Here is a 23037-nt window from a genome sequence, read left to right on the forward strand (position 1 = left end):
TTTTCGATCGTGATTAAACCATGTACATCCCGCCGTTGACGTGGAGGGTTTCACCAGTGATGTAACCCGCTTCGTCAGAGGCTAAAAATGCAACCGCGCTGGCGATTTCTTTAGGGTCGCCAAGACGACCCGCAGGAACTGCCGCCAGCGTACCCGCACGCTGCTCATCAGTTAGCGCACGCGTCATGTCCGTTTCAATAAAGCCCGGAGCAACAACGTTTACAGTAATTCCGCGGGACGCGACTTCACGCGCCAGCGACTTACTGAAACCGATCAGACCTGCTTTCGCCGCAGCGTAGTTAGCCTGACCAGCATTTCCCATGGTACCAACCACAGAACCTACAGTGATAATACGACCATGACGCTTTTTCATCATAGCGCGCATTACCGCTTTTGACAGACGGAATACAGATGACAGGTTGGTTTCGATAATATCGTTCCACTCGTCGTCTTTCATTCGCATCAGCAGGTTGTCGCGAGTGATCCCGGCATTATTGACCAGAATATCCACTTCGCCAAACTCTGCGCGAATATTTTCCAGAACAGATTCGATAGATGCTGGTTCAGTCACATTCAGTACCAGACCTTTACCGTTCGCACCCAGATAGTCGCTGATGGCCTGTGCGCCATTCTCGCTGGTCGCAGTCCCGATCACCGTTGCGCCGCGCGCAACCAGTGTTTCAGCAATAGCGCGCCCAATACCGCGGCTTGCGCCGGTCACCAGGGCAATTTTTCCTTCAAAACTCATGGTATTCCTCTTTTATTGCGAGAGTGCCGCTTTCATGGCTTCCGGCTCGTTAATCGCCGAGGCAGTCAGGGTATCTACAATACGTTTTGTCAGACCGGTAAGTACTTTACCTGGACCGACTTCATACAGATGTTCCACGCCCTGAGACGCCATAAATTCAACAGTTTTAGTCCACTGAACCGGGCTGTAGAGCTGGCGAACCAGCGCGTTACGGATAGCCTCCGGCGCGGTTTCGCACTTCACATCGACGTTATTCACAACGGAAATCGTCGGTGCGTTAAAGGTCATTTTTTCCAGCTCAACCGCGAGCTTATCGGCTGCGGGCTTCATCAGCGCGCAGTGAGACGGCACGCTCACCGGCAGGGGCAGTGCACGTTTTGCGCCCGCAGCTTTACAGGCAGCGCCTGCACGCTCAACCGCTTCTTTATGACCCGCGATTACCACCTGGCCTGGCGAGTTAAAGTTTACCGGAGAAACGACCTGACCTTCAGCAGATTCTTCACAGGCTTTAGCGATAGAAGCATCATCCAGACCGATGATGGCAGACATGCCGCCCGTGCCTTCTGGCACCGCTTCCTGCATGAATTTACCACGCAATTCAACCAGGCGTACCGCGTCAGCGAAGGCAATCACGCCAGCGCAGACCAGCGCAGAGTATTCACCGAGGCTATGACCCGCCATCAGCGTCGGCGCTTTGCCGCCCTGCTGCTGCCATACGCGCCACAATGCGACGGATGCCGCCAGCAGTGCCGGTTGAGTCTGCCAGGTTTTGTTCAGTTCTTCAGCGGGGCCCTGTTGGGTCAGCGCCCACAGATCATAACCCAGCGCGTCAGAAGCTTCACGGAAAGTCTCTTCAATAACCGGATAGTTTGCTGCCATTTCAGACAACATCCCAACAGTTTGCGAGCCCTGTCCCGGGAACACAAAAGCAAATTGCGTCATTTTTTAATCCTTATCCTAGAAACGAACCAGCGCGGAACCCCAGGTGAACCCGCCACCAAAGGCTTCAAGCAAGACCAGTTGGCCCCGTTTAATTCGTCCATCGCGTACCGCTTCGTCAAATGCGCACGGTACCGATGCCGCAGAGGTGTTGCCGTGGCGATCGAGCGTCACCACAACGTTATCCATAGACATGCCCAGCTTCTTCGCCGTCGCGCTGATAATACGCAGGTTAGCCTGATGCGGTACCAGCCAGTCGAGTGCGGCACGGTCCAGATTGTTCGCTTCCAGCGTCTCATCAACGATGTGAGCCAGTTCAGTCACGGCCACTTTAAACACTTCGTTACCTGCCATTGTCAGGTAAATTGAACTGTCCGGATTAACGCGATCGGCGTTAGGCAGCGTTAACAGCTCGCCGTAGCGGCCATCGGCATGCAGGTGCGTGGAGATGATGCCCGGCTCTTCGGACTGCCCCAGCAGCACCGCGCCCGCGCCATCGCCAAAAATAATGATCGTTCCGCGATCGGTTGGATCGCAGGTACGCGCCAGCACGTCAGCGCCGATCACCAGCGCATATTTTACGGCGCCCGATTTTACATACTGATCGGCGATGCTCAGTGCATAGGTGAAACCCGCGCATGCTGCTGCAACATCAAATGCCGGGCAGCCTTTGATGCCGAGCATGTTCTGCACCTGGCACGCTGCGCTTGGGAAGGCATGCGTGGCAGAGGTGGTCGCCACCACAATAAGCCCGATCTGTTCTTTATCAATGCCAGCCATCTCAAGCGCTCGCTGAGCGGCTTCGTAGCCCATGGTGGACACAGTTTCGTCTGGCGCGGCGATACGACGTTCACGGATACCTGTGCGCGTGACAATCCACTCGTCAGACGTATCTACCATTTTTTCAAGATCGGCGTTGGTACGCACTTGTTTTGGCAGGTAGCTGCCGGTACCTAAAATCTTCGTATACATGTACGCTCAGTCACTTTTAGCTAATACAGATCCCAGGCGAGCGGCAATCCTCTGAGGGACTTGACGCTGCACCGCCTGCACTGCCTGTTCAATCGCGACGGTAAATGCTCGCTGATTGGCGGCGCCATGACTCTTAATCACGATGCCGCGCAATCCTAACAGACAGGCGCCATTATACTGGTCGGGGTTGAGGTGACTGAATCGCCGCGTCAGGCTTTTTTGTAACCAACGCTTTAATATAATCAGCCACCAGGACCTTTTTTTACCGTCTCCCTGCGATTTCAGCAGAGAAAGGAACATTCGTACGACCCCTTCCATGGTCTTCAACGTCACGTTTCCGGTGAAGCCATCACACACTAATACATCCGTTTTGCCCGTCAGCAACTCATTGGCTTCGAGATAACCAATATAGTTGATGGAGGGGACCTGTTTGAGTATTTCCGCAGCGTCGCGGATACTGTCCAGACCTTTGGTCTCTTCTTCACCAATATTCAATAACGCAACGCGGGGATTGTTAATCCCGAGCACGTCTTCTGCCAGCACCGACCCCATAACGGCAAACTGAGCCAGCATTGTACTATCACAATCCACGTTAGCGCCCAGATCCAGCACCACCGTTTTGCCCTTCTGCTGATGCGGTAACACCGTCACCAGCGCCGGACGCTCAATGCCCTCAATCGGCTTGAGCAATAATTTCGACAGCCCCATCAGCGCGCCAGTATTTCCCGCGCTGACGCAAGCCTGTGCTCGCCCTTCTTTCACCAGCTCCAGCGCCATTCGCATAGAGCTGCCGCGGCTATTACGAATAGCCTGCGATGGCCGGGCATCACTGGCAATAACTGACTGCGCAGGAATAATCTGCAGACGCGAACGTTGTTCAAAGTCAGCTTTTGCAAGTAATGGCGTGATTGTGTCGGGATTACCGACTAAAAGAAGTGTGAGTTGCGAATTAGAATTCAGTGCCTGCAATGCTGCAGGCACTGTCACGGTAGGGCCAAAATCTCCCCCCATGACATCTAACGCCAGGGTTAGACGTGTCAAGGTATCGTCGCAGCCTGGTTCGGTAAACTCCCCGTTTGCACGGGGAAGTTCCTCACTAAGCCTAATCACGCTGACGCGTGATTACTTAGTGATAACCTTGCGGCCGCGGTAGAAACCGTCAGCGGTGATGTGGTGACGCAGGTGTTTCTCACCAGAAGTCTTGTCTACAGACAGGCTGGTAACTGCGGTCAGCGCGTCATGGGAACGACGCATGCCACGTTTGGAACGGGTTGGTTTATTCTGTTGTACGGCCATGGACCTTACTCCTCAATTACTTACGCTTTAAGCTGGCTAATACGGCAAATGGGTTTGGTTTTTGCGCTTCATCAGGCAGTTCCCCAAAGACCATGTCCGCCTCGGACACTTCACAGTGTTCAGAATCATGCACCGGAACGACTGGCAGGGAGAGGATGACTTCATCTTCAACCAGCGCCAGAAGATCGATTTCACCGAATTCGTTAACCTCAATCGGCTCGTACGCTTCCGGGAGTGCTTCAGCCTGTTCGTCAGAACGAACCGGACTAAAACAATACGTTGTGTGAACATGCTGTACAAACGGTTTCCCGCAACGCTGACATTCGAGCGTTACCGTCACCTTTGCATCACCGGTTAACACGGCGAGACGCTGGTTGTCGATAGCGAACGACATGGAGCATTCTACATCACTGTCCACACTGACTACAGATTCGGCAATACGCTCAGCCTGATCGGAAGAATAGATTCCTTCGTAATCGAGGCGTTTTTGAGCCGTACGAACCGGATCAAGAGTCAGGGGTAATTTTACCTTTTGCATAGGGCGCGCATATTAACTTTGTAACGTCATAGAGTCAAAGAAAAAGGCAACCAGAGCTGCCTTTTGCCAATTATTCGCACACATTGCGGCCTGTAGTTTAAAATGGCTGGCATCGATACGCTATATCTGGTGATAAAAATATGCCAAATCTCGTCCTTGCTTCCACTTCACCTTATCGCCGAATGCTGCTGGAAAAGCTCGGGATCCCGTTTGAATGCGCTGCGCCGGAGGTGGATGAAACGCCACAGCCGGGCGAGTCACCGCGTCATCTGGTGACCCGTCTCGCGAAAGAGAAAGCACAGTCGCTGGCCGTACGTTACCCCGCTCATCTGATTATAGGCTCCGATCAGGTTTGTGTGCTGGACGGCGAAATCACCGGCAAACCGTATACGGAAGAAATCGCCTGCCAGCAGCTTTTGCGTGCGCGAGGCAGTATCGTGACCTTTTATACCGGCCTGGCGCTTTATAATTCGGCTTCCGGTCATCTGCAAACCGAGTGCGAGCCGTTTGATGTGCACTTCCGTCATCTTAGCGAACAGGAGATTATGGATTATGTGCGTCGGGAACGTCCGCTGAACTGTGCAGGGAGCTTTAAAAGTGAAGGACTAGGGATTGCGTTGTTCGACAAGCTCGATGGCCGCGATTCCAATACGCTGGTGGGGTTGCCGCTGATTGCGCTGTGCCAGATGTTAAGGCGAGAAGAGTGTAATCCGCTGACGATGTGACCGTTGCGGCCTGATGCCCCCACCCCGGCCCTCTCCCTGTGGGAGAGGGAGAAAAACATGTAGGCCGGGTAAGCGCAGCGCTACCCGGCACAAAATCAGCCGCGCAGAACTTTCAGACAGCGTTTGAGCTGCTCATCCAGCGGCGCTTCAATACGGATAACTTCACCGGTATTAGGATGGGTGAACTTAAGCGCTGCCGCATGCAGGAACAGACGCGATAGCCCCGTCCCCGCCAGCTGCTTATCAAATTCGCGATCGCCATAGCGGTCATCAAACGCAATCGGATGGCCCGCAAACTGGGTATGGACGCGAATCTGGTGAGTACGCCCCGTCACCGGACTACAGCGCACCAGCGTGGCGAATTCGTAGCGCTCTTCAACTTTAAAGCGCGTCTCAGACGGTTTCCCTTCCTGATTAACACGAACAATGCGCTCGCCGCTTTGCAGAATATTTTTCAGCAGCGGCGCCTGCACCACTTTCACGTGGGACTGCCACTGGCCGCGCACCAGCGCCAGATAATCTTTCTGCATCCCTTTTTCGCGCAGCTGTTCATGCAGTGAACGCAGCGCAGAACGTTTTTTCGCCACTAGCAGCACGCCAGAGGTATCACGGTCAAGACGGTGAACCAGTTCGAGGAAACGCGCTTCCGGGCGCAGCGCGCGTAACCCTTCAATCACGCCAAAGCTTAGGCCGCTCCCCCCGTGTACCGCCGTTCCGGACGGTTTATTCAGCACCAGAATGTGGTCGTCCTCATAAAGGATAACGTCTCTCAGGGCCGCGACTTTTTGCAGCTTCGGAGAAACGACCTCTTCTTCACGCTCTGCAACACGTACCGGTGGAATGCGGACTTCATCGCCCGCCTCGAGCTTATACTCTGGCTTCACGCGTTTTTTGTTCACCCGCACCTCGCCCTTACGCAAGATGCGATAAATCATGCTTTTTGGCACACCCTTCAACTGGGTGCGCAAAAAATTATCGATACGTTGCCCCGCCTCGTCGTCGGCGATGGCAACCATTTTTACGGCTGGAGTCTCTGTTTTCATGGTTGGCGATTCTAAATAGCGTCAGGCATTAGCGCCACTCATTTTTCTATGCTTATATTTACTTTTATCCGGACCGCTCCCCTTTCGCGCAATCGATTTGGTGGTTATTAAACCAATCACCCCGTTGAAGTGAAGAAACTGTGAGTAACCGGGTGATAATTGGTAAAAGTCATCTTGCTATAACCCGGCGAGCAGTGGAATAATGAATCCGTTTTCCGCGTTAAATCCGGGTTTTGTAAGGATGTCGACGGAATGACCAATTTTGTCTGACCGATCATCCACGCAGCAATGGCGTAAGACGTATTGATCTTTCAGGCAGTTAGCGGGCTGCGGGTTGCAGTACTTCCCGGTATAAGGATTGTTCTCTGGAGAGTTTTCCCAGGCAATTCCCCTGATAATTGCGCTGTGTTTCCGTATGAAACACAGGCAACCGACACTCTGCGCCTCTTAAGCGAGCGACAACCGTGAGGTTGGCGACGTGAATAGACACGAGGCCATCGGTTCATACCCCGGAAAGCGTCACCTTGCCCGCAGCTTTGTCGTCAATGTAAGAATAACGAGTAAGTTACGATGAAAAGAATGTTAATCAACGCAACTCAGCAAGAAGAGTTGCGTGTCGCCCTTGTGGATGGGCAGCGCCTGTACGATCTGGATATCGAAAGTCCTGGACACGAACAGAAAAAAGCGAACATTTACAAAGGCAAAATCACCCGCATTGAACCAAGCCTTGAAGCTGCATTTGTCGATTACGGTGCTGAGCGTCACGGTTTCCTTCCTCTCAAAGAAATCGCCCGCGAATATTTTCCTGCAAACTACAACTCCCATGGCCGTCCGAACATTAAAGATGTTCTGCGTGAAGGTCAGGAAGTTATCGTCCAGATCGATAAAGAAGAGCGTGGCAACAAAGGTGCCGCACTGACCACCTTTATCAGTCTGGCAGGAAGCTATCTGGTGTTGATGCCAAACAACCCGCGTGCGGGTGGCATCTCTCGCCGTATCGAAGGCGATGACCGTACCGAGCTGAAAGAAGCGCTGGCAAGTCTTGAGCTGCCAGACGGCATGGGCCTTATCGTGCGCACCGCAGGCGTCGGCAAATCTGCCGAAGCATTGCAGTGGGACCTGAGCTTCCGTCTGAAGCACTGGGAAGCCATCAAGAAAGCGGCTGAAAGCCGTCCTGCTCCGTTCCTGATCCACCAGGAAAGCAACGTCATTGTGCGTGCCTTCCGTGATTATCTGCGTCAGGACATCGGTGAAATTCTGATTGATAACCCGAAAGTGCTTGAGCTGGCTCGCCAGCACATCGCCGCGCTGGGTCGCCCGGATTTCACCAGCAAAATTAAACTGTACACCGGTGAAATCCCGCTGTTCAGCCACTATCAGATTGAATCCCAGATCGAGTCTGCCTTCCAGCGTGAAGTGCGTCTGCCGTCCGGCGGTTCTATCGTTATCGATACCACCGAAGCGCTGACCGCTATCGACATCAACTCCGCGCGTGCAACCCGCGGCGGCGACATCGAAGAGACCGCCTTCAACACCAACCTAGAAGCCGCTGATGAAATCGCCCGCCAGCTCCGCCTGCGCGACCTGGGTGGTCTGATTGTTATCGACTTCATCGACATGACCCCGGTTCGCCACCAGCGTGCGGTTGAAAACCGTCTGCGTGAAGCGGTGCGCCAGGATCGCGCGCGTATCCAGATTAGCCATATCTCGCGCTTCGGCCTGCTGGAAATGTCCCGTCAGCGTCTGAGCCCGTCACTCGGCGAGTCCAGCCATCACGTCTGCCCGCGCTGTTCCGGGACAGGTACCGTGCGTGACAATGAATCGCTCTCCCTCTCTATTCTGCGTCTGATTGAAGAAGAAGCGCTGAAAGAGAACACCAAAGAGGTTCACGCCATTGTTCCGGTGCCGATTGCCTCCTACCTGCTGAACGAAAAACGTGCAGCGGTGAGCGCAATCGAAGCGCGTCAGGGCGGCGTTCGCTGCATCATCGTGCCAAACGACGAGATGCAAACCCCGCACTATCACGTGCTGCGCGTGCGTAAAGGTGAAGAGACAAGCACCCTCAGCTACCTGCTGCCGAAGCTTCATGAAGAAGAAATGGCGCTGCCATCGGATGAAGAGCCTGCCGAGCGTAAACTGCCTGAGCAGCCTGCATTAGCAACCTTCATCATGCCGGAAGCCCCGCCGGAAGCGACGCTGGAAAAACCAGCGGCAAAACCTGCCGTGCAAAAGGCGGCCCCTGCCGCGGCAAAAGCGCAGCCTGAGCAGCCGGGTCTCCTGAGCCGCATCTTCGGCGCGCTGAAAAAAATGTTTGCTGGCGAAGAAGTTCAGCCTGAGCAGCCGAAAGAAGCGCCAAAAGAAGCGAAACCAGAGCGTCAGCAGGACCGTCGTAAGCGTCAGAACAATCGTCGCGATCGTAATGACCGTAGCGATCGTAACGAGCGCCGTGATAATCGTTCCGAGAACAACGAAGGTCGTGAACAACGCGAGGACAACCGTCGCAACCGTCGCGAGAAGCAACAGCAGAACGTTGAAGATCGTGAGATTCGCCAGCAGGCGGGCGATGAGTCCGAGAAGAGCAAACAGCGTGACGAGCAGCAACCTCGCCGCGAGCGTAACCGTCGTCGTAACGACGAGAAACGCCAGGCCCAGCAGGAAGTCAAAAACCTGAACCGCGAAGCGCCTGTTGAACAGCAGGACACGGAGCAGGAAGAGCGTACTCAGGTTATGCCGCGTCGTAAGCAGCGTCAGTTGACCCAGAAAGTGCGTGTGGGTGCTGTTCAGGCGGAAGAAAACAACGTTATCGCGGTTGAAGCAGCAGAAAGCACAACGGGTACACAGGTTGCGAAAGTTGACCTGCCAGCCGTAGTAGAAAATCAGGTTGAGCAGGACGAAAGCAGCGAAAACCGTGACAACGCAGGTATGCCGCGTCGCTCCCGTCGTTCTCCGCGTCATCTGCGCGTGAGCGGTCAGCGTCGTCGTCGTTACCGTGACGAGCGTTACCCAACTCAGTCGCCAATGCCATTGACCGTGGCGTGCGCGTCACCTGAGATGGCATCCGGTAAAGTCTGGATCCGTTATCCGGTTGCTCGCCCGGAGCAGGCTATTGAAGAACAGGCTGTGACCCAAGAGGTGATTGCACCGGTAGCAGCGGTGGAAGACGTCGTGACTGAAGCGGCAACCGTGGTTGAACCGCAGGTTATTGACACAGCGGCACCGCAGGCTGTGGAAGTGGAAACGACCCATCCTGAAGTCATTGCTGCGCCGGTTGATGCCGCTCCGCAGATCATTGCCGAAGAAGATACCGTGGTGGCTGAAGAAGTCACAGAAGACGCTGAGCCAGTCTCCGCAGCAGAAGAGCCCGCTGACGTTACCGTCGAAACGGTGACTGAAGAGGTTGTTCAGGACGTCGAGATTCAGGTTGAACCTGTTGTCGAAGAGGTCAAAGCGCCTGAAGTGAAATCAGAGCCGATTGAGGTCGTTGCAGCTGTAGCGCCTGCTCACGTTGCTACCGCGCCGATGACTCGCGCCCCGGCACCTGAGTATGTGCCTGAAGCGCCACGCCATAGCGACTGGGTTCGTCCGGCATTCAACTTCGAAGGCAAAGGTGCTGCCGGTGGTCACAGTGCAACGCACATGGCTACTGCGCCAGCTACTCGTCCTCAGCCTGTTGAATAACGCACGCTAATACTGAAAGCCGACCTTCGGGTCGGCTTTTTTATGGCTGTTGCAGGGGCTTTCTCATTCCGGTGACCTCCGGCATTATCTGCCGCATCAGCTCCAGAAAACGCCGCAAGCGCGCCGGATAATAACGAGACCAGGGGTAAACCAGATGTACCGGTAGCGCTGCCGGCTGCCACTCTGGCAGTAGATGCACCAGTCGTCCTTCCTGAATATCATCCTGTACTGTCCAGCTGGATACCACCGCAACGCCTAGCCCGGTGAGTGCCGTATTGCGCGCCACATACAGGCTGTCGGTACTCAGGCGTGGCGTAATGGTAACCCGCGTCGGGGCAGATGATGCATCGTGGAAAAGCTCCACATGGCGTTGATAAAAAGAGCTGATGGCAATCCAGGGAAGCTGTTGCAAATCTTCCGGCGTTTTAACCGCGGGATAACGGGCCAGTAATTCCGGTGAAGCCACCACCGAGCGCGGCACTTCAGCCAGCAGCACGGACACGGTTGCCGGATCGACTTCCACACCCACCCGAATAGCACAGTCAAGGTTGTCGCCGAGGAAATCAACCGAGCGATCGTTGAGCATCCACTCAACAGAAAGCTGGGGATAGCGCTGCAAAAATTCGGTTAACGGTTTAAGAAGCTGATCCTGGCCAAACGCGTGCGGGGCGCGCACCCTCAGCACCCCAACCGGTTCATCTTCCGTCTGCCCTACCTCGTCTTCCAGCGCCAGCCAGCTGTCAATCACCCGTCGGGCATGCTGATAGCAGCGTTCGCCGTCATCGGTCAGCCGGGTCGTATGGGTTGTGCGCAGCATCAGGCGTACTCCCAGTATGGTCTCAAGCGACTGCAACCGTCGGCTCACCGTTGCCTGGGTTGTTGCCAACTGACGTGCTGCCGCAGAAAGAGACCCCGCCTCCACAATGCGAACAAACGTTCGCATCAGTTCTACCCGATCTATACGCTCAGGCCTTTTCATACTATTTCCATCCATACGCTACACGTATAAGCGTTTTACCACCGCGCCCGCTACCGTCGCAAGGCGTACTGATAAAAAATAGCCGCACACGACGAATGAGGAACATCTTATGAACACAACTACCACCCGGGCCGTAAGCCGCTGGGTAATCTTAATGCTGGCGCTCGGTGCGGGCTTTAGCGTGGCATCCATCTATTATGCCCAGCCTCTGCTGCCGCTGATGGGCTCAGACCTGAACCTGAGTATCGAAGGCATGGGCATGGTCCCGACGCTTACCCAGGCGGGTTATGCCTTAGGTATCCTGTTTCTGCTCCCGCTCGGCGATCGTCATGATCGCAGAACGCTGATCCTGATAAAAAGTGCGGCTCTGGCGCTGTTCCTGCTGGGTTGTAGCCTGACCGGACAACTGCACTCCTTGCTGCTCACCAGCCTGCTGATTGGCATGGCCGCCACCATGGCGCAGGATATTGTCCCGGCCGCAGCGATCCTCGCGCCGGAAGGCAAACAGGGAAAAACGGTCGGCACGGTGATGACCGGCCTGCTGCTGGGGATTTTGCTCTCCAGAACCGTGAGCGGCGTGGTGGGTGAAGCCTTTGGCTGGCGGGTGATGTATCAGCTGGCCGCCGCAAGTATTGCCTTTGTCGGCGTGGTCATGTGGGCCGTGCTTCCCCGCTTCGCCGTTCACTCCACGCTGAGCTACCCGGCCCTGATGCGCTCCATGGAACACCTCTGGCGCCGCTACCCGGCGCTGCGTCGGGCCGCGCTGGCCCAGGGTTTTCTGTCGATTGCCTTTAGCGCATTCTGGTCAACGCTGGCGGTCATGCTGCTGGAACGGTATCACCTTGGCAGCGCCGTGGCGGGTGGATTTGGTATTGCCGGAGCCGCTGGCGCGCTGGCCGCACCGCTGGCAGGTGGTCTGGCAGATAAGCTGGGCGCCGGTAAAGTCACCCAACTGGGTGCCGCGCTGGTGACCCTCTCGTTTGCCCTGATGTTCCTGATGCCGGCACTGGGTATACACGGTCAGTTGATCCTGATTGCCCTCTCCGCGGTCGGTTTCGATCTCGGCTTGCAGTCCAGCCTCGTGGCCCACCAGAATCTGGTCTACAGCCTTGAGCCGCAGGCCCGCGGACGCCTGAACGCCCTGCTGTTTACCGTCATTTTCATCGGAATGGCGCTGGGTTCGGCATTAGGCAGCAATATCTACACGCTGGCAGGCTGGTCTGGCGTGGTGGCTCTGGCAACCCTGTATGGTGCCATTGCGCTGGCTATCAGAGTGATTGAAAGCGCCCGGGTGCTGTCCGCACAGGCAGAAAGTGTGTAAAAAAAATGCCCAACCCGGACGGGTTGGGCAGTCAAAACATGCCCAGTTTCAAGACATGTTAAACAGGTCAGAGTCTTATCTGTTCATCTGGAACAAAGACATACCCTGCATATCGCTAAAGGCTTTATACGAGGCCTGCAACGCCGCCTGCTGCATGGTGTAGGACGAAATCACCGAGTTCCAGTCCACGTCAACCAGGTTACTCATCTGCTGGGTCTGACCCAGCGCGCGGTCTTCACCCAGAGCGTCCAGCTTGCCCAGCTCATCCAGCTTGATGCCGAGGTCGGCGCGCACGGTCAGCACGTTGTTGAGGGAGTTGCTCAGGCCACGGTTGGCTTTATCAATAGCCGCCGTAAACGCCTCGGCTTTCGTTTCATCCTCCCCAATCGGCGTATTCAGCGCTTCAATTGCGGAGTCGAGGATCTTGAACAAATTCGTTTCCGGTTTACTACCATCTGGCTCTGGCTTCGCATTGCTGGTGAAGCTATCGAAAACTTCAGTGCCCGTATGGCTGATTTGCATCGTGCGCGCGGAGTCAACCTGCTGGCTGATTGGCGTTCCGCCGCCCTTATAATCACCCGTAGTCTGGTCGAAAGCCGCCGCTTCGGTCTTGTAACCGGAAAAAATATAGCGACCGTTACCGTCCGTGCTATTAGCCAGGTTCATGAGCTGATCGCGAATACCTTGCAGGTTCGTGGCCAGCGAAGCGCGGTCATCGTCACTTAACGTACCGTTGCCCGCATTGACAATCTTTTCCTGAGCAGCCTGGATAGCGGTTGTCACTTGCGATAACACGTTCTCTTCCAGCGAGACTTTCGTCGTAGCGAAGGAGCGCGCCAGCGCATACTGGCTGTTTTGCGTTTGTGCCTGAGAGAGCACAACGGCCTGCGAAGCGGCAATCGGATCGTCAGATGGACGATTGATGCGCTTCCCCGTAGACATCTGCTCGCCGTAGCTGAGCCAGAGACTTTGGGAGTTCGTCACGCCGCGCATGCTTTGCTCATACATCATTTGAGTACTAATACGCATTTTTTATGCCTCAGCCTTAGCGGATATTGATCAATGCATCAAACAGCGTGCTCGCCGTTTGCAGCACCTGCGCATTCGCCAGATAGTACTGCTGATAGCGTTGCAGGTTGCCATACTCTTCATCCAGGTTAACCCCGGAGATTGACTGCTGTTGTTTGGTCAGCTGCGTCACCACGTTAACTTTGGTTTCGCTGCTGGTTTTCAGCGACGCCGTGGTGCTGCCCACCGTACTGACCAGCGCGGCATAAGCATCGTTAAAGGTTTTGTTCCCCCCCACCAGCTTAGCGCTCTGTAAATCCAGCAGCTTCTGGCCATTGGTATTGTCGCTTTCGCCGCTTTCTTGCGCGGAGGCCATCGCCAGTTTGGATTCGTCGCTGATCGCAACGTCCATATTCACAATGACGTCATTCACCGGTTTGACGATGAAACTGTCTTTATTATTGGCTGAGCCGCTAATCTTAACGTTAAGACCATCAAACGACAGATTACCGCTGGCGTCAGGCTTGGCCGTGAAGCTGGTGTTGTCCGACAGACGCGTGATTGTCCAGTCAGTACCGTTATACTCAACTTTGTAGTTTGTCGCCTGGACCTTGGTACTGTCCGTCATCGTGGCCGTAACGGACGCGCTTCCGGTGTTTTTGCCGTTACTCAGCACTGCCGGGGAGCCAAAATCAAACAGCTTGCCGCCTTTATCCCCGTTGGCATCAAAGCCCGCCTGGTGCTGGGTATTCATGGCATCCGCAAACGCCAGCGCCATCTGGTTGAGGGTGTTTCGCGCCTGATCCAGATCCTGAGAACGGAACGTTAACAGCCCTCCAAGCGACCCCGTGGTGATCTGTTTTTCTGAGATCTCCACGTTGCCTGCTGCGGCATCCACATACGCAATCGTTGTACGCGCTGGGTCCGCACTGGATTTCACCGCCGCCAGCTGACTTGCGTTGCTGCCCTGTACCAGGGTGTAACCGTTGGCGATAGAGATGTTATACGTGCCGCTGTCCTGTACGGTAACGTCCACACCGACAATCTTGTTCAGTTCACTCACCAGCTGATCGCGCTGATCGAGCAGTTCGTTCGGGGATGCGCCCGCCCCTACGCCAGTCAGCCGGGAGATCTGATCGTTAAGGTTAGCAATCTGCTTCGCATAGTTATTGATCTGATCGACGCTGGTAGAAATCGCCGTATTGACCTGCGCATCCTGATCGCGGAGATATTGATCGTTGGTTTTAAACTGGTTTACCAGACCATCCGCCTTACCGAGCACCGTCTGGCGTGCAGCCGGATCTTCTGCGTTACTCACCAGCGTTTGCAGGCTTTTAAAGAAATCCTGGAGGTTGGCAGAAAGCGAGTTCGTGGTATCCGACAGCACGTCGTCAATTTTTGACATCTGCTGGTAGCGCGTGGTCAGCCCACTGCTCTGGTTCTGCGCCGCGCGCAGCTGGTTGGTGATAAACGCATCATATTCACGCTGAACGCCGGAGACATAGACCCCGTTACCCACCCAGCCACCACCGGTCAGGGTGCTGTTTGATGCCCCCAGAATGGTGGTCTGGCGGGTATAACCTGCCACGTTGTAGCTTGAAATATTATTACTGACGGTATTGAGTGCCGACTGCGCAGCACTGAGGCCACTCATGGCGCTGTTAATCAAACTGGACATGGGGGTTCCTTTTATACGTTCAGACACGAGTCCTGATGAAGGTTATCGGCAACCTCCTCCGGGACTTGAGAACTTTCAGAACAGATTTTCGAGATCTGTGCTATACGCTTTACTGACCTTCTCAGACATGGATTTCAGCTGCTGGATCATGCTGGTCAGCTTGCGTGCATAGTTTGGATCGGTCGCGTAGCCGGCATTCTGCAATGCCTGAGCGCCCTGCTCTGGCGTGGCGGCCTGGGTCACCGCAGTGTAGCGCGGGTTCCGGCTCAGCAGCCCGACATAATCTGACAACGCTTCCAGATACGAGCTGTAGACGCGGAATTTGGCTTTCACCTTCACTGCCGCACCGTTTTCATATTCGGTGGTGGTGATTTCCGTGGTCGGCCCTTTCCAGCTGGAGGTGGCCTTCACGCCAAAGATGTTGAAGCTCGGCTCGCCGTTCTCCCTGCGGATCTGACGTTGCCCCCAGCCCGACTCCAGCGCCGCCTGCGCCAGAATCAAATGGTGCGGCACGCCGCTCACTTCACTGGCAAGACGCGCCGGCAGGGAGAGCTGCGCCAGGAAGTCTTTGCTGTCGCCGGAGAGCGGCTCGTCACGCGTTTCTGCCGGCTTCGGCATCGCCTTACGCACCATCTGCGTTAGCGCCTGATTTTGATAACTGGTCACCTTTTCCAGATCAAACTTCAGCGGCACCTGCGGCGGGGCCTCTTCAGGCGGGAGTCCCTGAGCGGCTGCGGTCTGCTTCACGATCATGTCCGCCAGGCCGAGTCCCTTTCCGGCGGTCATTTGCTGGGCAATCTGCTGATCGTACATGCTGGTGTAAAGCCGCGTGGAATCACTGCTGAACATGCCGTCTTTCGGCAGAGTTTCACGCATGCTTTTCAACATCATCTGCACGAACATGCCTTCCACCTGACGGGCAACCGGGCGGATATTCGCCGCCGGATCCTTGCCCGCTTTGGTTTTCAGCTCGTTGAGCGACTGGGCATCCCAGGCGGCACTGGTCAACAGTTTGCTATCGGTCAGCATTTAGATGATTTCCAGTTTAGCGCGCAGGCAGCCTGCACTTTGCATGGATTGCAGAATGGACATCAGATCCATTGGCGTTGCACCCAGCGCATTCAAGGCACGCACCACGCTGTTCAGGTTGGCGCTGGAGCGCACGCTCTGCAACGAACCGCCGCTCTGTCGTAAATCAATCTGCGTTTGCGGGGTCACTACCGTCTGACCGCCACCAAACGGGGTATCCGGCTGGCTGACGTTGGCCGAGCGGTTAACCGTGACGGAGAGATTGCCCTGCGCCACGGCGCAGCTGTCCAGCGTCACTTCGCGGTTCATCACCACCGAGCCGGTACGGGAGTTGATAATGACTTTCGCATCCTGAACCGGCACGTTCACTTCCATATTCTGGATATCGGCCAGCATTCGCACCTGGTTGCTGCTGCCGGTTGACGTGCGGATCTGCACTGTGCGGGCATCCAGCGCGGTGGCGCTGCCGTAGCCCCGGCTGCGGTTGATGGTGTCAGCAATCTGCTGCGCCATCGTAAAGTCTTCGTTATTCAGTTGCAGGTTAATGGTGTTGCCGGTGCCGAACTGGGTCGGCAGCTCACGTTCGATGATCGCGCCGTTGGTAATACGTCCCCCGTTCAGCTGGTTCACCTGCACGCTGCTGCCGCCCGCCGACGCACCTGCTCCGCCAACCAGAATGTTGCCCTGCGCCAGAGCATACACCTGGCTGTCGACGCCTTTCAGCGGCGTCATCAGCAACGTACCGCCACGCAGGCTTTTGGCATTACCCATCGACGAGACAACCACGTCGATGGTCTGCCCCTGACGCGCAAAGGCCGGATAAGACGCGGTCACCATCACGGCCGCCACGTTTTTCAGCTGCATGTTGGTCCCGGCCGGTACGGTAATACCGAGCTGCGAGAGCATGTTGTTCAGGCTCTGGGTGGTGAACGGCGTCTGGGTCGTCTGGTCACCCGTCCCATCCAGCCCCACCACCAGGCCATAGCCAATCAGGGAGTTTTCGCGCACGCCCTGCACGCTGGTGAGATCGCGTATGCGATCGGCCTGCGCAACGGTAGCGACCAACGACAGCGCCACGGCGAAGAGAAATTTATACATAGGTCACCTCGCTTACATCGGCGATAGGTTAAGGAAGAAGCGTTGCAGCCAGCCCATATTTTGCGCTTCGTTGATGTAGCCGTTGCCGACGTACTCAATGCGCGCATCCGCCACCTGGGTGGACGGTACGGTGTTGGTGCCGCTGATAGTGCGAGGGTTAACCACACCGGAGAAACGAATGAATTCCGTACCCTGGTTAATGGCGATCTGTTTTTCGCCCACCACGTGCAGGTTGCCGTTCACCAGAACCTGGTCAACCGTTACCGTCAGCGTTCCGCTGAAGGTATTGCTGGCGTTCGCGCCACCTTTACCGTTAAAGGTGTTGCCGCCGGAGGCTTCCACATCCGCACGGGCGTTGCCGAACAGCCCTTGCAGATAGCGCGGTACGGTGTCGAAGCCAAAATTGGTTTTGCCGTCGCGGCTGGCGTTCGCCGACGAGCTCTTGCTCGCGCTGACGTTTTCCTGCAACACAATGGTCAGCGTATCGCCGACGTTACGCGGACGACGGTCTTCAAACAGCGGCTGATAACCGTAGTTAATCGGCTGCGCGGTCTGGAAAATAGAACCGTTCACCACCGGCGCGGGGCCGGGAACGGGTTGGGCGGTAGTCGCACCCTGTACCAATGGTTTAGACGGGATCCAGGCACACCCGCTGAGGGTGACGGCCAGAACAGTCAGGATCGGATAACGAAACGCCGCGTTTTTTTGCATTGCCTTCATCTTCGAAAACAGGGAGCCGGTGCGACGTTTACCGCACCGGGCTACACCTTAGAGTTGCGTCAGTTTTTGCAGCATCTGGTCGGTCGTCGACACTGCTTTACTGTTAATTTCATAGGCGCGCTGGACCTGGATCATATTCACCAGCTCTTCCGCCACGTTAACGTTCGAGGTTTCCACATACCCCTGATACAGCAGCCCCGCCCCGTTCAGGCCCGGGGTACTTTCATTTGGCGTGCCGGAAGACTGCGTTTCGGTGTAGAGGTTCTCACCGATGCTTTCCAGTCCGGTATCGTTCATGAAGGTCGTCAGATTGAGCTGTCCAACCTGGACCGGCGCGGCCTGACCTTGCTGAGTGACGCTGACGATACCGTCACGACCAATGGTGATACTCAGCGCGTTCGCCGGGATGGTGATCGCAGGCTGAACCTGGAAGCCGCCCGCAGTCACCAGCTGACCATTCTGATCCACCTGGAACGAACCATCGCGGGTATAGGCGGAGGTCCCGTCAGGCAGCTGCACCTGGAAGAAACCCTGACCTTTGATGGCAACGTCTTTACTGTTGTTGGTCTGGGACAGGTTGCCCTGGCTGTGCAGACGCTCGGTGGCAACCGGGCGCACGCCGGTACCAATTTGCAGACCGGACGGCAGCGTGGTTTGCTCAGAAGACTGCGCCCCTGGCTGACGAATCGTTTGATAAAGCAAATCTTCGAAAACCGCACGCTGGCGCTTGAAACCATTGGTGCTGACGTTTGCCAGGTTGTTGGCAATCACATCCATATTGGTTTGCTGTGCGTCCAGACCGGTTTTCGCGATCCATAAAGAACTGATCATAGGGAGTCCTGTTAACTCATAGCCAGAAGTTGGTTAGCCTTGCCTGCGTTTTCATCGACGCTGCTGATAATTTTCATCTGCATTTCGAAGCGGCGGGCGCTGGCGATCATGTCGGTCATGGCTTCTACCGGTTTGACGTTACTGCCTTCCAGCACGCCGGACATCACGCGGATGGTCGGGTCGGCCTGTAACGTGGCGCCACGCGTGGCCTGCGCCGCCTGGGTCAGACGGAACATCCCGTCATCGCCACGCTGCACTTCGTTGCCTTCCGCTTTCACCAGCTTCAGACGACCGACAGGCGCAACGGTGTTAGCCGGGTCGCCCGGGTTTAACGCCGAAATCGTCCCGTCTGCCGCAATGGTCAGCTCTGACCCTTCCGGCACCGTCAACGGACCGGCTTCGCCCATCACCGGATGCCCCTGAATCGTCAGCTGCCCGGTGGCGCTCACCTGGATATTACCGTTGCGGGTATACCCTTCCCCACCGTCAGCCGTTTGCACCGCCAGCCAGCCGTCCTGCTGAAGGGCAACGTCCAGCGGACGCGCGGTGTAATCCATCTGGCCTGGCGTCATGTCGGCGCCCGGCGTGGAAGCGGTGACCAGCGTACGCGTGGGCAATGACAGCCCTTCTACCGGCACCGCACGCAGCGCGTTGAGCTGCGCACGAAAACCTGGCGTGGAGGCGTTCGCCAGGTTGCTGGCGGTAACAGCCTGCTGGTTGAGCGTCTGGCTTGCTGCGCCCATCGCTGTATATATTGCGTGATCCATTGCGCTTTCCCGTCAGCTGCTTAACGCAGGTTAACCAGCGTGTTAAGGATCTGATCCTGGGTTTTGATGGTCTGCGCGTTGGACTGGTAGTTACGTTGCGCGACGATCATGTTCACCAACTCTTTACTCAGATCGACGTTAGAGGCTTCCAGCGCGCCGTTGGTCAGCGTGCCGAAGTTACCGGAACCCGCAGTACCCAGCAGGGCAACACCGGAAGACTGCGTGGCAGACCAGACGTTGTCCCCTTCGGATTTCAGGCCTTCGTTGTTGGCGAAGTTTGCCAGCACGATCTGGCCCAGCACCTGGGTCTGTTCGTTCGAATAGTTACCGACAACGGTACCGTCATCGTTGATCTGGTAGCTCACCAGATCGCCCGGCTTATAACCGTTCTGGCTCGTCGCCACGATGTTGTTCGCACCGGTATTCTGTTGCATGGAGTTGGCGAAACTCATGTCAAACGTGGCTGGCGTCGCGCCCGGAACGGTGCCCGTAGTGATCTTGATATCATCGCCACCCGTCAGCACGCCGCTCGCGTTAAAGGTCAGCGTGGTTGCCAGTTTCGCGGCATCTCCTGCTACGCTGCCGTCCTGGGAATACACCTTCCAGGAGTTAGCTGGCGTCGCGTTTTTGACATAGAACAGGTTCATGTTGTGCGCATTACCCTGGCTGTCAAACACCGTCACGGTGCCTTTCTTGTTGTAAGAGTCAGGGTTGGCCGGGTCGAAGGCGACGGTTGGCGCGGTATCGGTGGAGTTCAGGTTGATCTGCTGAGAGGCCGTGGTGGTGGACTTCGCCGCCATCAGCGTCGTTGGGATGGAGATCGCCTGCGGATTCGCACCGGTTTGCACCGTAGGCGGCGTGCCGGCAACCGGATAACCGGTTAACTGAAGCCCCTGCATGTTCACCAGGTTACGGTTTTCATCCAGCTTGAACTGGCCGTTGCGGCTGTAGAACACGGAACCGTTGGCATCCACCATACGGAAGAAACCGTTCTGGCTGATGGCGACGTCCAGACCGCGACCGGTGTTGGTGGTCGTCCCGTCGGTGAAGTCCTGGGTGATACCCGCCACCTTCACGCCCAGGCCCACTTTAGAGCCTGCAAACATATCTGCAAAAGACGCAGAACCGGATTTAAAACCATAGGTCGCGGAGTTGGCGATGTTGTTGCCAATGACGTCCAGGTTGGTGGCCGCAGCATTCAGGCCGCTGACCGCTTGAGAAAAGGCCATGACTTACTCCTGATAAGTATGAAGGCTTAGATAATCTGCCGAACTTCGTCGAGTGTGGTGGTACCGGAGGTACCCAAATCCAGTTTGTTACCATCGCTACCTTTGATGACGCCCTGAACCAGGGCAAACTGTAGCGGCTGAGCCACCAGCTGAGTGGTGCCGTTGCTGGCGCTAATCGCAACCTGATACGAGCCGTTAGGCGCTTTAGTGCCGTCGGTCAGGCTGCCATCCCAGGTAAAGGTATGAACGCCCGCTTTAAGCTCGCCAATCTCAATCGTGCGCACCACGTTGCCGCTGGCGTCTTTGATGGTGGCGGTGACTTTGTCGGCCGGCTGCTGCAACTCAACGCCAAACGGCGTCGTGGTGGTGGTGGACGTGCCATCGGTAGTGCTGGTGCCCGCCAGAATCGTGGTCCCCGGGATCATCACCCCGTGACCGATCAGGTTGGCGGCCTGCAAGGACTGGCTGTTATCGATTTGACCGGAGACCGAGCCGAGCGTGGTGTTCAGTTTCTCAATGCCGCTGACGGTACTGATCTGCGCAAGCTGCGTGGTCAGTTCGTTGTTCTGCATCGGATTGGTCGGGTCCTGATTTTTCAGCTGCGCCACCAGCAGGGTCAGGAAGCTGCTCTGTAAATCGGAGGCATTGCTCCCGGTGAGAGAGCTGGAACCGGTCGTACTGCTGGTGCTATTGACGCCGGTATTTGTCGGGTCATTCACGTTTACGGCGATGGACATGCGTGTCTCCTTTACTGGCCGAGAGTGAGTGTTTTGAGCATCATGCTCTTCACGGTATTAAGCACTTCGACGTTTGCCTGGTAGCTGCGCGACGCGGACATGGAGTTCACCATCTCCCCGACCACATCCACGTTCGGCATTTTCACGTAGCCGCTGGCATCCGCGAGCGGGTTGCCTGGCTCGTAAACCAGCTTGTCGGGTGCCTGGCTCTCAACCACGTCCGCCACTTTTACGCCGCCCGTTGCCGCACCCGGTGCAGCATCAACCTGGAAGACAACCTGTTTAGCGCGATACGGTTGCCCGTCAGGGCCGGTCACGCTGTCGGCGTTGGCCAGGTTACTGGCGGCCACGTTCAGTCGTTTGGACTGCGCCGTTAATGCCGAACCGGCGATATCAAAAATATTCAGCAAGGCCATTTACTAATTGCCCCCCTGTAGGACGGTCATCATGCCTTTAATTTGCCCGCCGAGTAGCGTCAGGCCTGTCTGGTATTGCAGGCTGTTATCGGCAAACTGTGTGCGCTCCCGGTCCATGTCGACGGTGTTACCATCAAGCGAGGGCTGATCGGGAATACGGTAAAGCAGGTCGGTCGTTGGCGCGGTCATCGCCTGAGCGGGAATATGACGTGAGGATGTCAGGGCCAGTGAGACACCCGTTCCTTCGGCACGTCCACGCTCCATCACTTTTTTGAGTTCACTGGAAAAATCAATATCGCGCGCCTGATACCCGGGGGTATCCGCGTTGGCGATATTGGCGGCTAAAATCTCCTGCCGCTGGGCGCGTAAATTGAGCGCTTCCTGCTGAAAACGTAACGCGGCGTCGAGTTTATCGAGCATGTCTCCTCCGCTGATGAGAAAATTTCAGTTCACAGCTTAAATCTCAAGGCGTCTCCCTTATCGACGGAATAAGCGCAAAATGCGTCGCTATTTGTTGCGTTGATGGAAAACCACTGCGGGTAGAATTTGCTTAATTCTGGACATGGTGGAACGTGCGATGCGGACTTTTAAACGTGGCCTGGCGGCGACCCTACTGCTTTTGAGCCCTCTGGTGCAGGCTGAGGGGTTAGAGGACCAGCTCAATGCATTCTTTGCGCAGAAGCTGGCCGGTTTCAGCGATGACGTACGCGTGACCGTGCGCACCCCGCCTAACCTTTACCCTTCCTGCGAAGCCCCGTCATTTAGCGTGACCGGCAGCACAAAGTTATGGGGTAACGTGAACGTGCTGGCGCGTTGCGCCAATGAAAAACGGTATTTACAGGTTGCGGTACAGGCGACGGGCAATTATGTTGTCGCCGCCGTTCCGATTCCGCGAGGCAGCCTGCTGCAACCTGACAGCGTAACGCTGAAGCGAGGCCGTCTGGATCAGCTTCCACCGCGGACGATGCTGGACATTAACCAGGCTCAGGAGGCGGTCAGCCTGCGCGATGTCGCCCCTGGACAGGCGATACAGCTATCCATGCTGCGCCAGGCATGGCGGGTGAAAGCGGGACAACAGGTGATGGTGGTCGCCAATGGCGAAGGCTTTAGTATCAACAGCGAAGGAAAAGCGCTGAATAATGCCGCAGTGGCGCAAATTGCCCGGGTCAGAATGTCCTCAGGCCAGGTGGTCAGCGGCACGGTCGGTCCTGATGGGAATATTCTGATTAACCTGTAATCTTTTTAAAGATTTCGCGGCGACTGCCGATAAATATTCAACAAATGA

The 23037-nt window shown here is 56.1% G+C and carries 23 protein-coding genes; 4 read left to right on the forward strand and 19 right to left on the reverse strand.

The features are described from left to right. Nucleotides 1–13 precede the first annotated feature (13 nt). The 6 genes from fabG to yceD form a co-directional block, all read right to left on the reverse strand. A complete protein-coding gene (fabG, locus tag ACOTX1_RS03230) occupies nucleotides 14–748 on the reverse strand; it encodes a 3-oxoacyl-ACP reductase FabG (RefSeq protein WP_003857956.1) in 735 nt (244 codons plus the stop codon). A 12-nt stretch (nucleotides 749–760) separates the two neighbouring features. After that, entirely contained in the window at nucleotides 761–1690 is a 930-nt protein-coding gene (gene fabD, locus ACOTX1_RS03235; protein ID WP_003857958.1) for an ACP S-malonyltransferase, read from the reverse strand. 15 nt (nucleotides 1691–1705) lie between these two features. Next, nucleotides 1706–2659: a beta-ketoacyl-ACP synthase III gene (locus tag ACOTX1_RS03240; protein ID WP_003857960.1), complete on the reverse strand. Its 954-nt coding sequence runs from the start codon at nucleotides 2657–2659 to the stop codon at nucleotides 1706–1708. Between the two features lie 6 nt (nucleotides 2660–2665). Continuing rightward, nucleotides 2666–3700, reverse strand: coding sequence for a phosphate acyltransferase PlsX (plsX, locus tag ACOTX1_RS03245; protein ID WP_003857962.1), 1035 nt, complete (start codon nucleotides 3698–3700; stop codon nucleotides 2666–2668). 81 nt (nucleotides 3701–3781) lie between these two features. Next, on the reverse strand, nucleotides 3782–3955 hold the full coding sequence (gene rpmF, locus ACOTX1_RS03250; RefSeq protein ID WP_003857964.1) for a 50S ribosomal protein L32: 174 nt from the start codon (nucleotides 3953–3955) through the stop codon (nucleotides 3782–3784). Between the two features lie 16 nt (nucleotides 3956–3971). Beyond that, the gene (gene yceD / locus ACOTX1_RS03255; RefSeq protein WP_003857966.1) at nucleotides 3972–4493 is read right to left on the reverse strand and encodes a 23S rRNA accumulation protein YceD; all 522 of its coding nucleotides are present in this window, start codon (nucleotides 4491–4493) and stop codon (nucleotides 3972–3974) included. A 140-nt stretch (nucleotides 4494–4633) separates the two neighbouring features. On the opposite strand from yceD, the gene ACOTX1_RS03260 reads away from it, so the two are divergent. Next, on the forward strand, nucleotides 4634–5218 hold the full coding sequence (locus tag ACOTX1_RS03260) for a Maf family protein (RefSeq protein WP_003857968.1): 585 nt from the start codon (nucleotides 4634–4636) through the stop codon (nucleotides 5216–5218). Nucleotides 5219–5313: 95 nt separating this feature from the next. Here ACOTX1_RS03260 and rluC read toward each other — a convergent pair whose 3' ends face one another. After that, nucleotides 5314–6261 (reverse strand): 23S rRNA pseudouridine(955/2504/2580) synthase RluC, encoded by a 948-nt coding sequence (gene rluC, locus ACOTX1_RS03265; RefSeq protein WP_032634484.1) that lies wholly within the window; start codon nucleotides 6259–6261, stop codon nucleotides 5314–5316. A 570-nt stretch (nucleotides 6262–6831) separates the two neighbouring features. On the opposite strand from rluC, the gene rne reads away from it, so the two are divergent. Then, nucleotides 6832–9939: a ribonuclease E gene (rne, locus tag ACOTX1_RS03270; protein ID WP_022650781.1), complete on the forward strand. Its 3108-nt coding sequence runs from the start codon at nucleotides 6832–6834 to the stop codon at nucleotides 9937–9939. A 40-nt stretch (nucleotides 9940–9979) separates the two neighbouring features. Here the strand turns inward: rne and ACOTX1_RS03275 are convergent, their stop codons facing one another. After that, nucleotides 9980–10918 (reverse strand): LysR family transcriptional regulator, encoded by a 939-nt coding sequence (locus ACOTX1_RS03275; RefSeq protein WP_003857974.1) that lies wholly within the window; start codon nucleotides 10916–10918, stop codon nucleotides 9980–9982. A 109-nt stretch (nucleotides 10919–11027) separates the two neighbouring features. Between ACOTX1_RS03275 and ACOTX1_RS03280 the strand changes: the two genes are divergently transcribed. Then, nucleotides 11028–12239 (forward strand): MFS transporter, encoded by a 1212-nt coding sequence (locus tag ACOTX1_RS03280; protein ID WP_023315811.1) that lies wholly within the window; start codon nucleotides 11028–11030, stop codon nucleotides 12237–12239. 75 nt (nucleotides 12240–12314) lie between these two features. Here ACOTX1_RS03280 and flgL read toward each other — a convergent pair whose 3' ends face one another. The 11 genes from flgL to flgB form a co-directional block, all read right to left on the reverse strand. Further along, nucleotides 12315–13268 carry a flagellar hook-associated protein FlgL gene (flgL, locus tag ACOTX1_RS03285; RefSeq protein ID WP_003857977.1) on the reverse strand — a complete coding sequence of 318 codons (954 nt, stop codon included), beginning with the start codon at nucleotides 13266–13268 and terminating at the stop codon, nucleotides 12315–12317. A 16-nt stretch (nucleotides 13269–13284) separates the two neighbouring features. Next, a complete protein-coding gene (flgK, locus tag ACOTX1_RS03290) occupies nucleotides 13285–14925 on the reverse strand; it encodes a flagellar hook-associated protein FlgK (RefSeq protein ID WP_023315810.1) in 1641 nt (546 codons plus the stop codon). 75 nt (nucleotides 14926–15000) lie between these two features. Continuing rightward, nucleotides 15001–15954, reverse strand: coding sequence for a flagellar assembly peptidoglycan hydrolase FlgJ (gene flgJ / locus ACOTX1_RS03295; RefSeq protein ID WP_023315809.1), 954 nt, complete (start codon nucleotides 15952–15954; stop codon nucleotides 15001–15003). After that, nucleotides 15955–17052 carry a flagellar basal body P-ring protein FlgI gene (locus tag ACOTX1_RS03300; protein WP_003857984.1) on the reverse strand — a complete coding sequence of 366 codons (1098 nt, stop codon included), beginning with the start codon at nucleotides 17050–17052 and terminating at the stop codon, nucleotides 15955–15957. A 12-nt stretch (nucleotides 17053–17064) separates the two neighbouring features. Beyond that, nucleotides 17065–17763: a flagellar basal body L-ring protein FlgH gene (gene flgH, locus ACOTX1_RS03305; protein WP_003857987.1), complete on the reverse strand. Its 699-nt coding sequence runs from the start codon at nucleotides 17761–17763 to the stop codon at nucleotides 17065–17067. 57 nt (nucleotides 17764–17820) lie between these two features. Next, nucleotides 17821–18603: a flagellar basal-body rod protein FlgG gene (gene flgG / locus ACOTX1_RS03310; RefSeq protein WP_000625853.1), complete on the reverse strand. Its 783-nt coding sequence runs from the start codon at nucleotides 18601–18603 to the stop codon at nucleotides 17821–17823. Nucleotides 18604–18614: 11 nt separating this feature from the next. Continuing rightward, nucleotides 18615–19370, reverse strand: coding sequence for a flagellar basal body rod protein FlgF (locus tag ACOTX1_RS03315; protein WP_003857990.1), 756 nt, complete (start codon nucleotides 19368–19370; stop codon nucleotides 18615–18617). 20 nt (nucleotides 19371–19390) lie between these two features. Next, nucleotides 19391–20599 (reverse strand): flagellar hook protein FlgE, encoded by a 1209-nt coding sequence (gene flgE / locus ACOTX1_RS03320; protein WP_003857992.1) that lies wholly within the window; start codon nucleotides 20597–20599, stop codon nucleotides 19391–19393. Nucleotides 20600–20625: 26 nt separating this feature from the next. Continuing rightward, on the reverse strand, nucleotides 20626–21336 hold the full coding sequence (gene flgD / locus ACOTX1_RS03325; protein ID WP_023315808.1) for a flagellar hook assembly protein FlgD: 711 nt from the start codon (nucleotides 21334–21336) through the stop codon (nucleotides 20626–20628). An 11-nt stretch (nucleotides 21337–21347) separates the two neighbouring features. After that, entirely contained in the window at nucleotides 21348–21752 is a 405-nt protein-coding gene (gene flgC, locus ACOTX1_RS03330; protein ID WP_003857997.1) for a flagellar basal body rod protein FlgC, read from the reverse strand. Between the two features lie 3 nt (nucleotides 21753–21755). Then, entirely contained in the window at nucleotides 21756–22172 is a 417-nt protein-coding gene (flgB, locus tag ACOTX1_RS03335; protein ID WP_003857999.1) for a flagellar basal body rod protein FlgB, read from the reverse strand. Nucleotides 22173–22329: 157 nt separating this feature from the next. On the opposite strand from flgB, the gene flgA reads away from it, so the two are divergent. Then, nucleotides 22330–22989, forward strand: a complete 660-nt coding sequence (gene flgA / locus ACOTX1_RS03340) for a flagellar basal body P-ring formation chaperone FlgA (RefSeq protein WP_023315807.1) — start codon at nucleotides 22330–22332, stop codon at nucleotides 22987–22989. Nucleotides 22990–23037: the final 48 nt, after the last annotated feature.

Origin of the sequence: Enterobacter cloacae complex sp. IR5401 (genome assembly GCF_049238425.1) — a bacterium.
Taxonomy (GTDB): Bacteria; Pseudomonadota; Gammaproteobacteria; order Enterobacterales; family Enterobacteriaceae; genus Enterobacter; species Enterobacter hormaechei_C.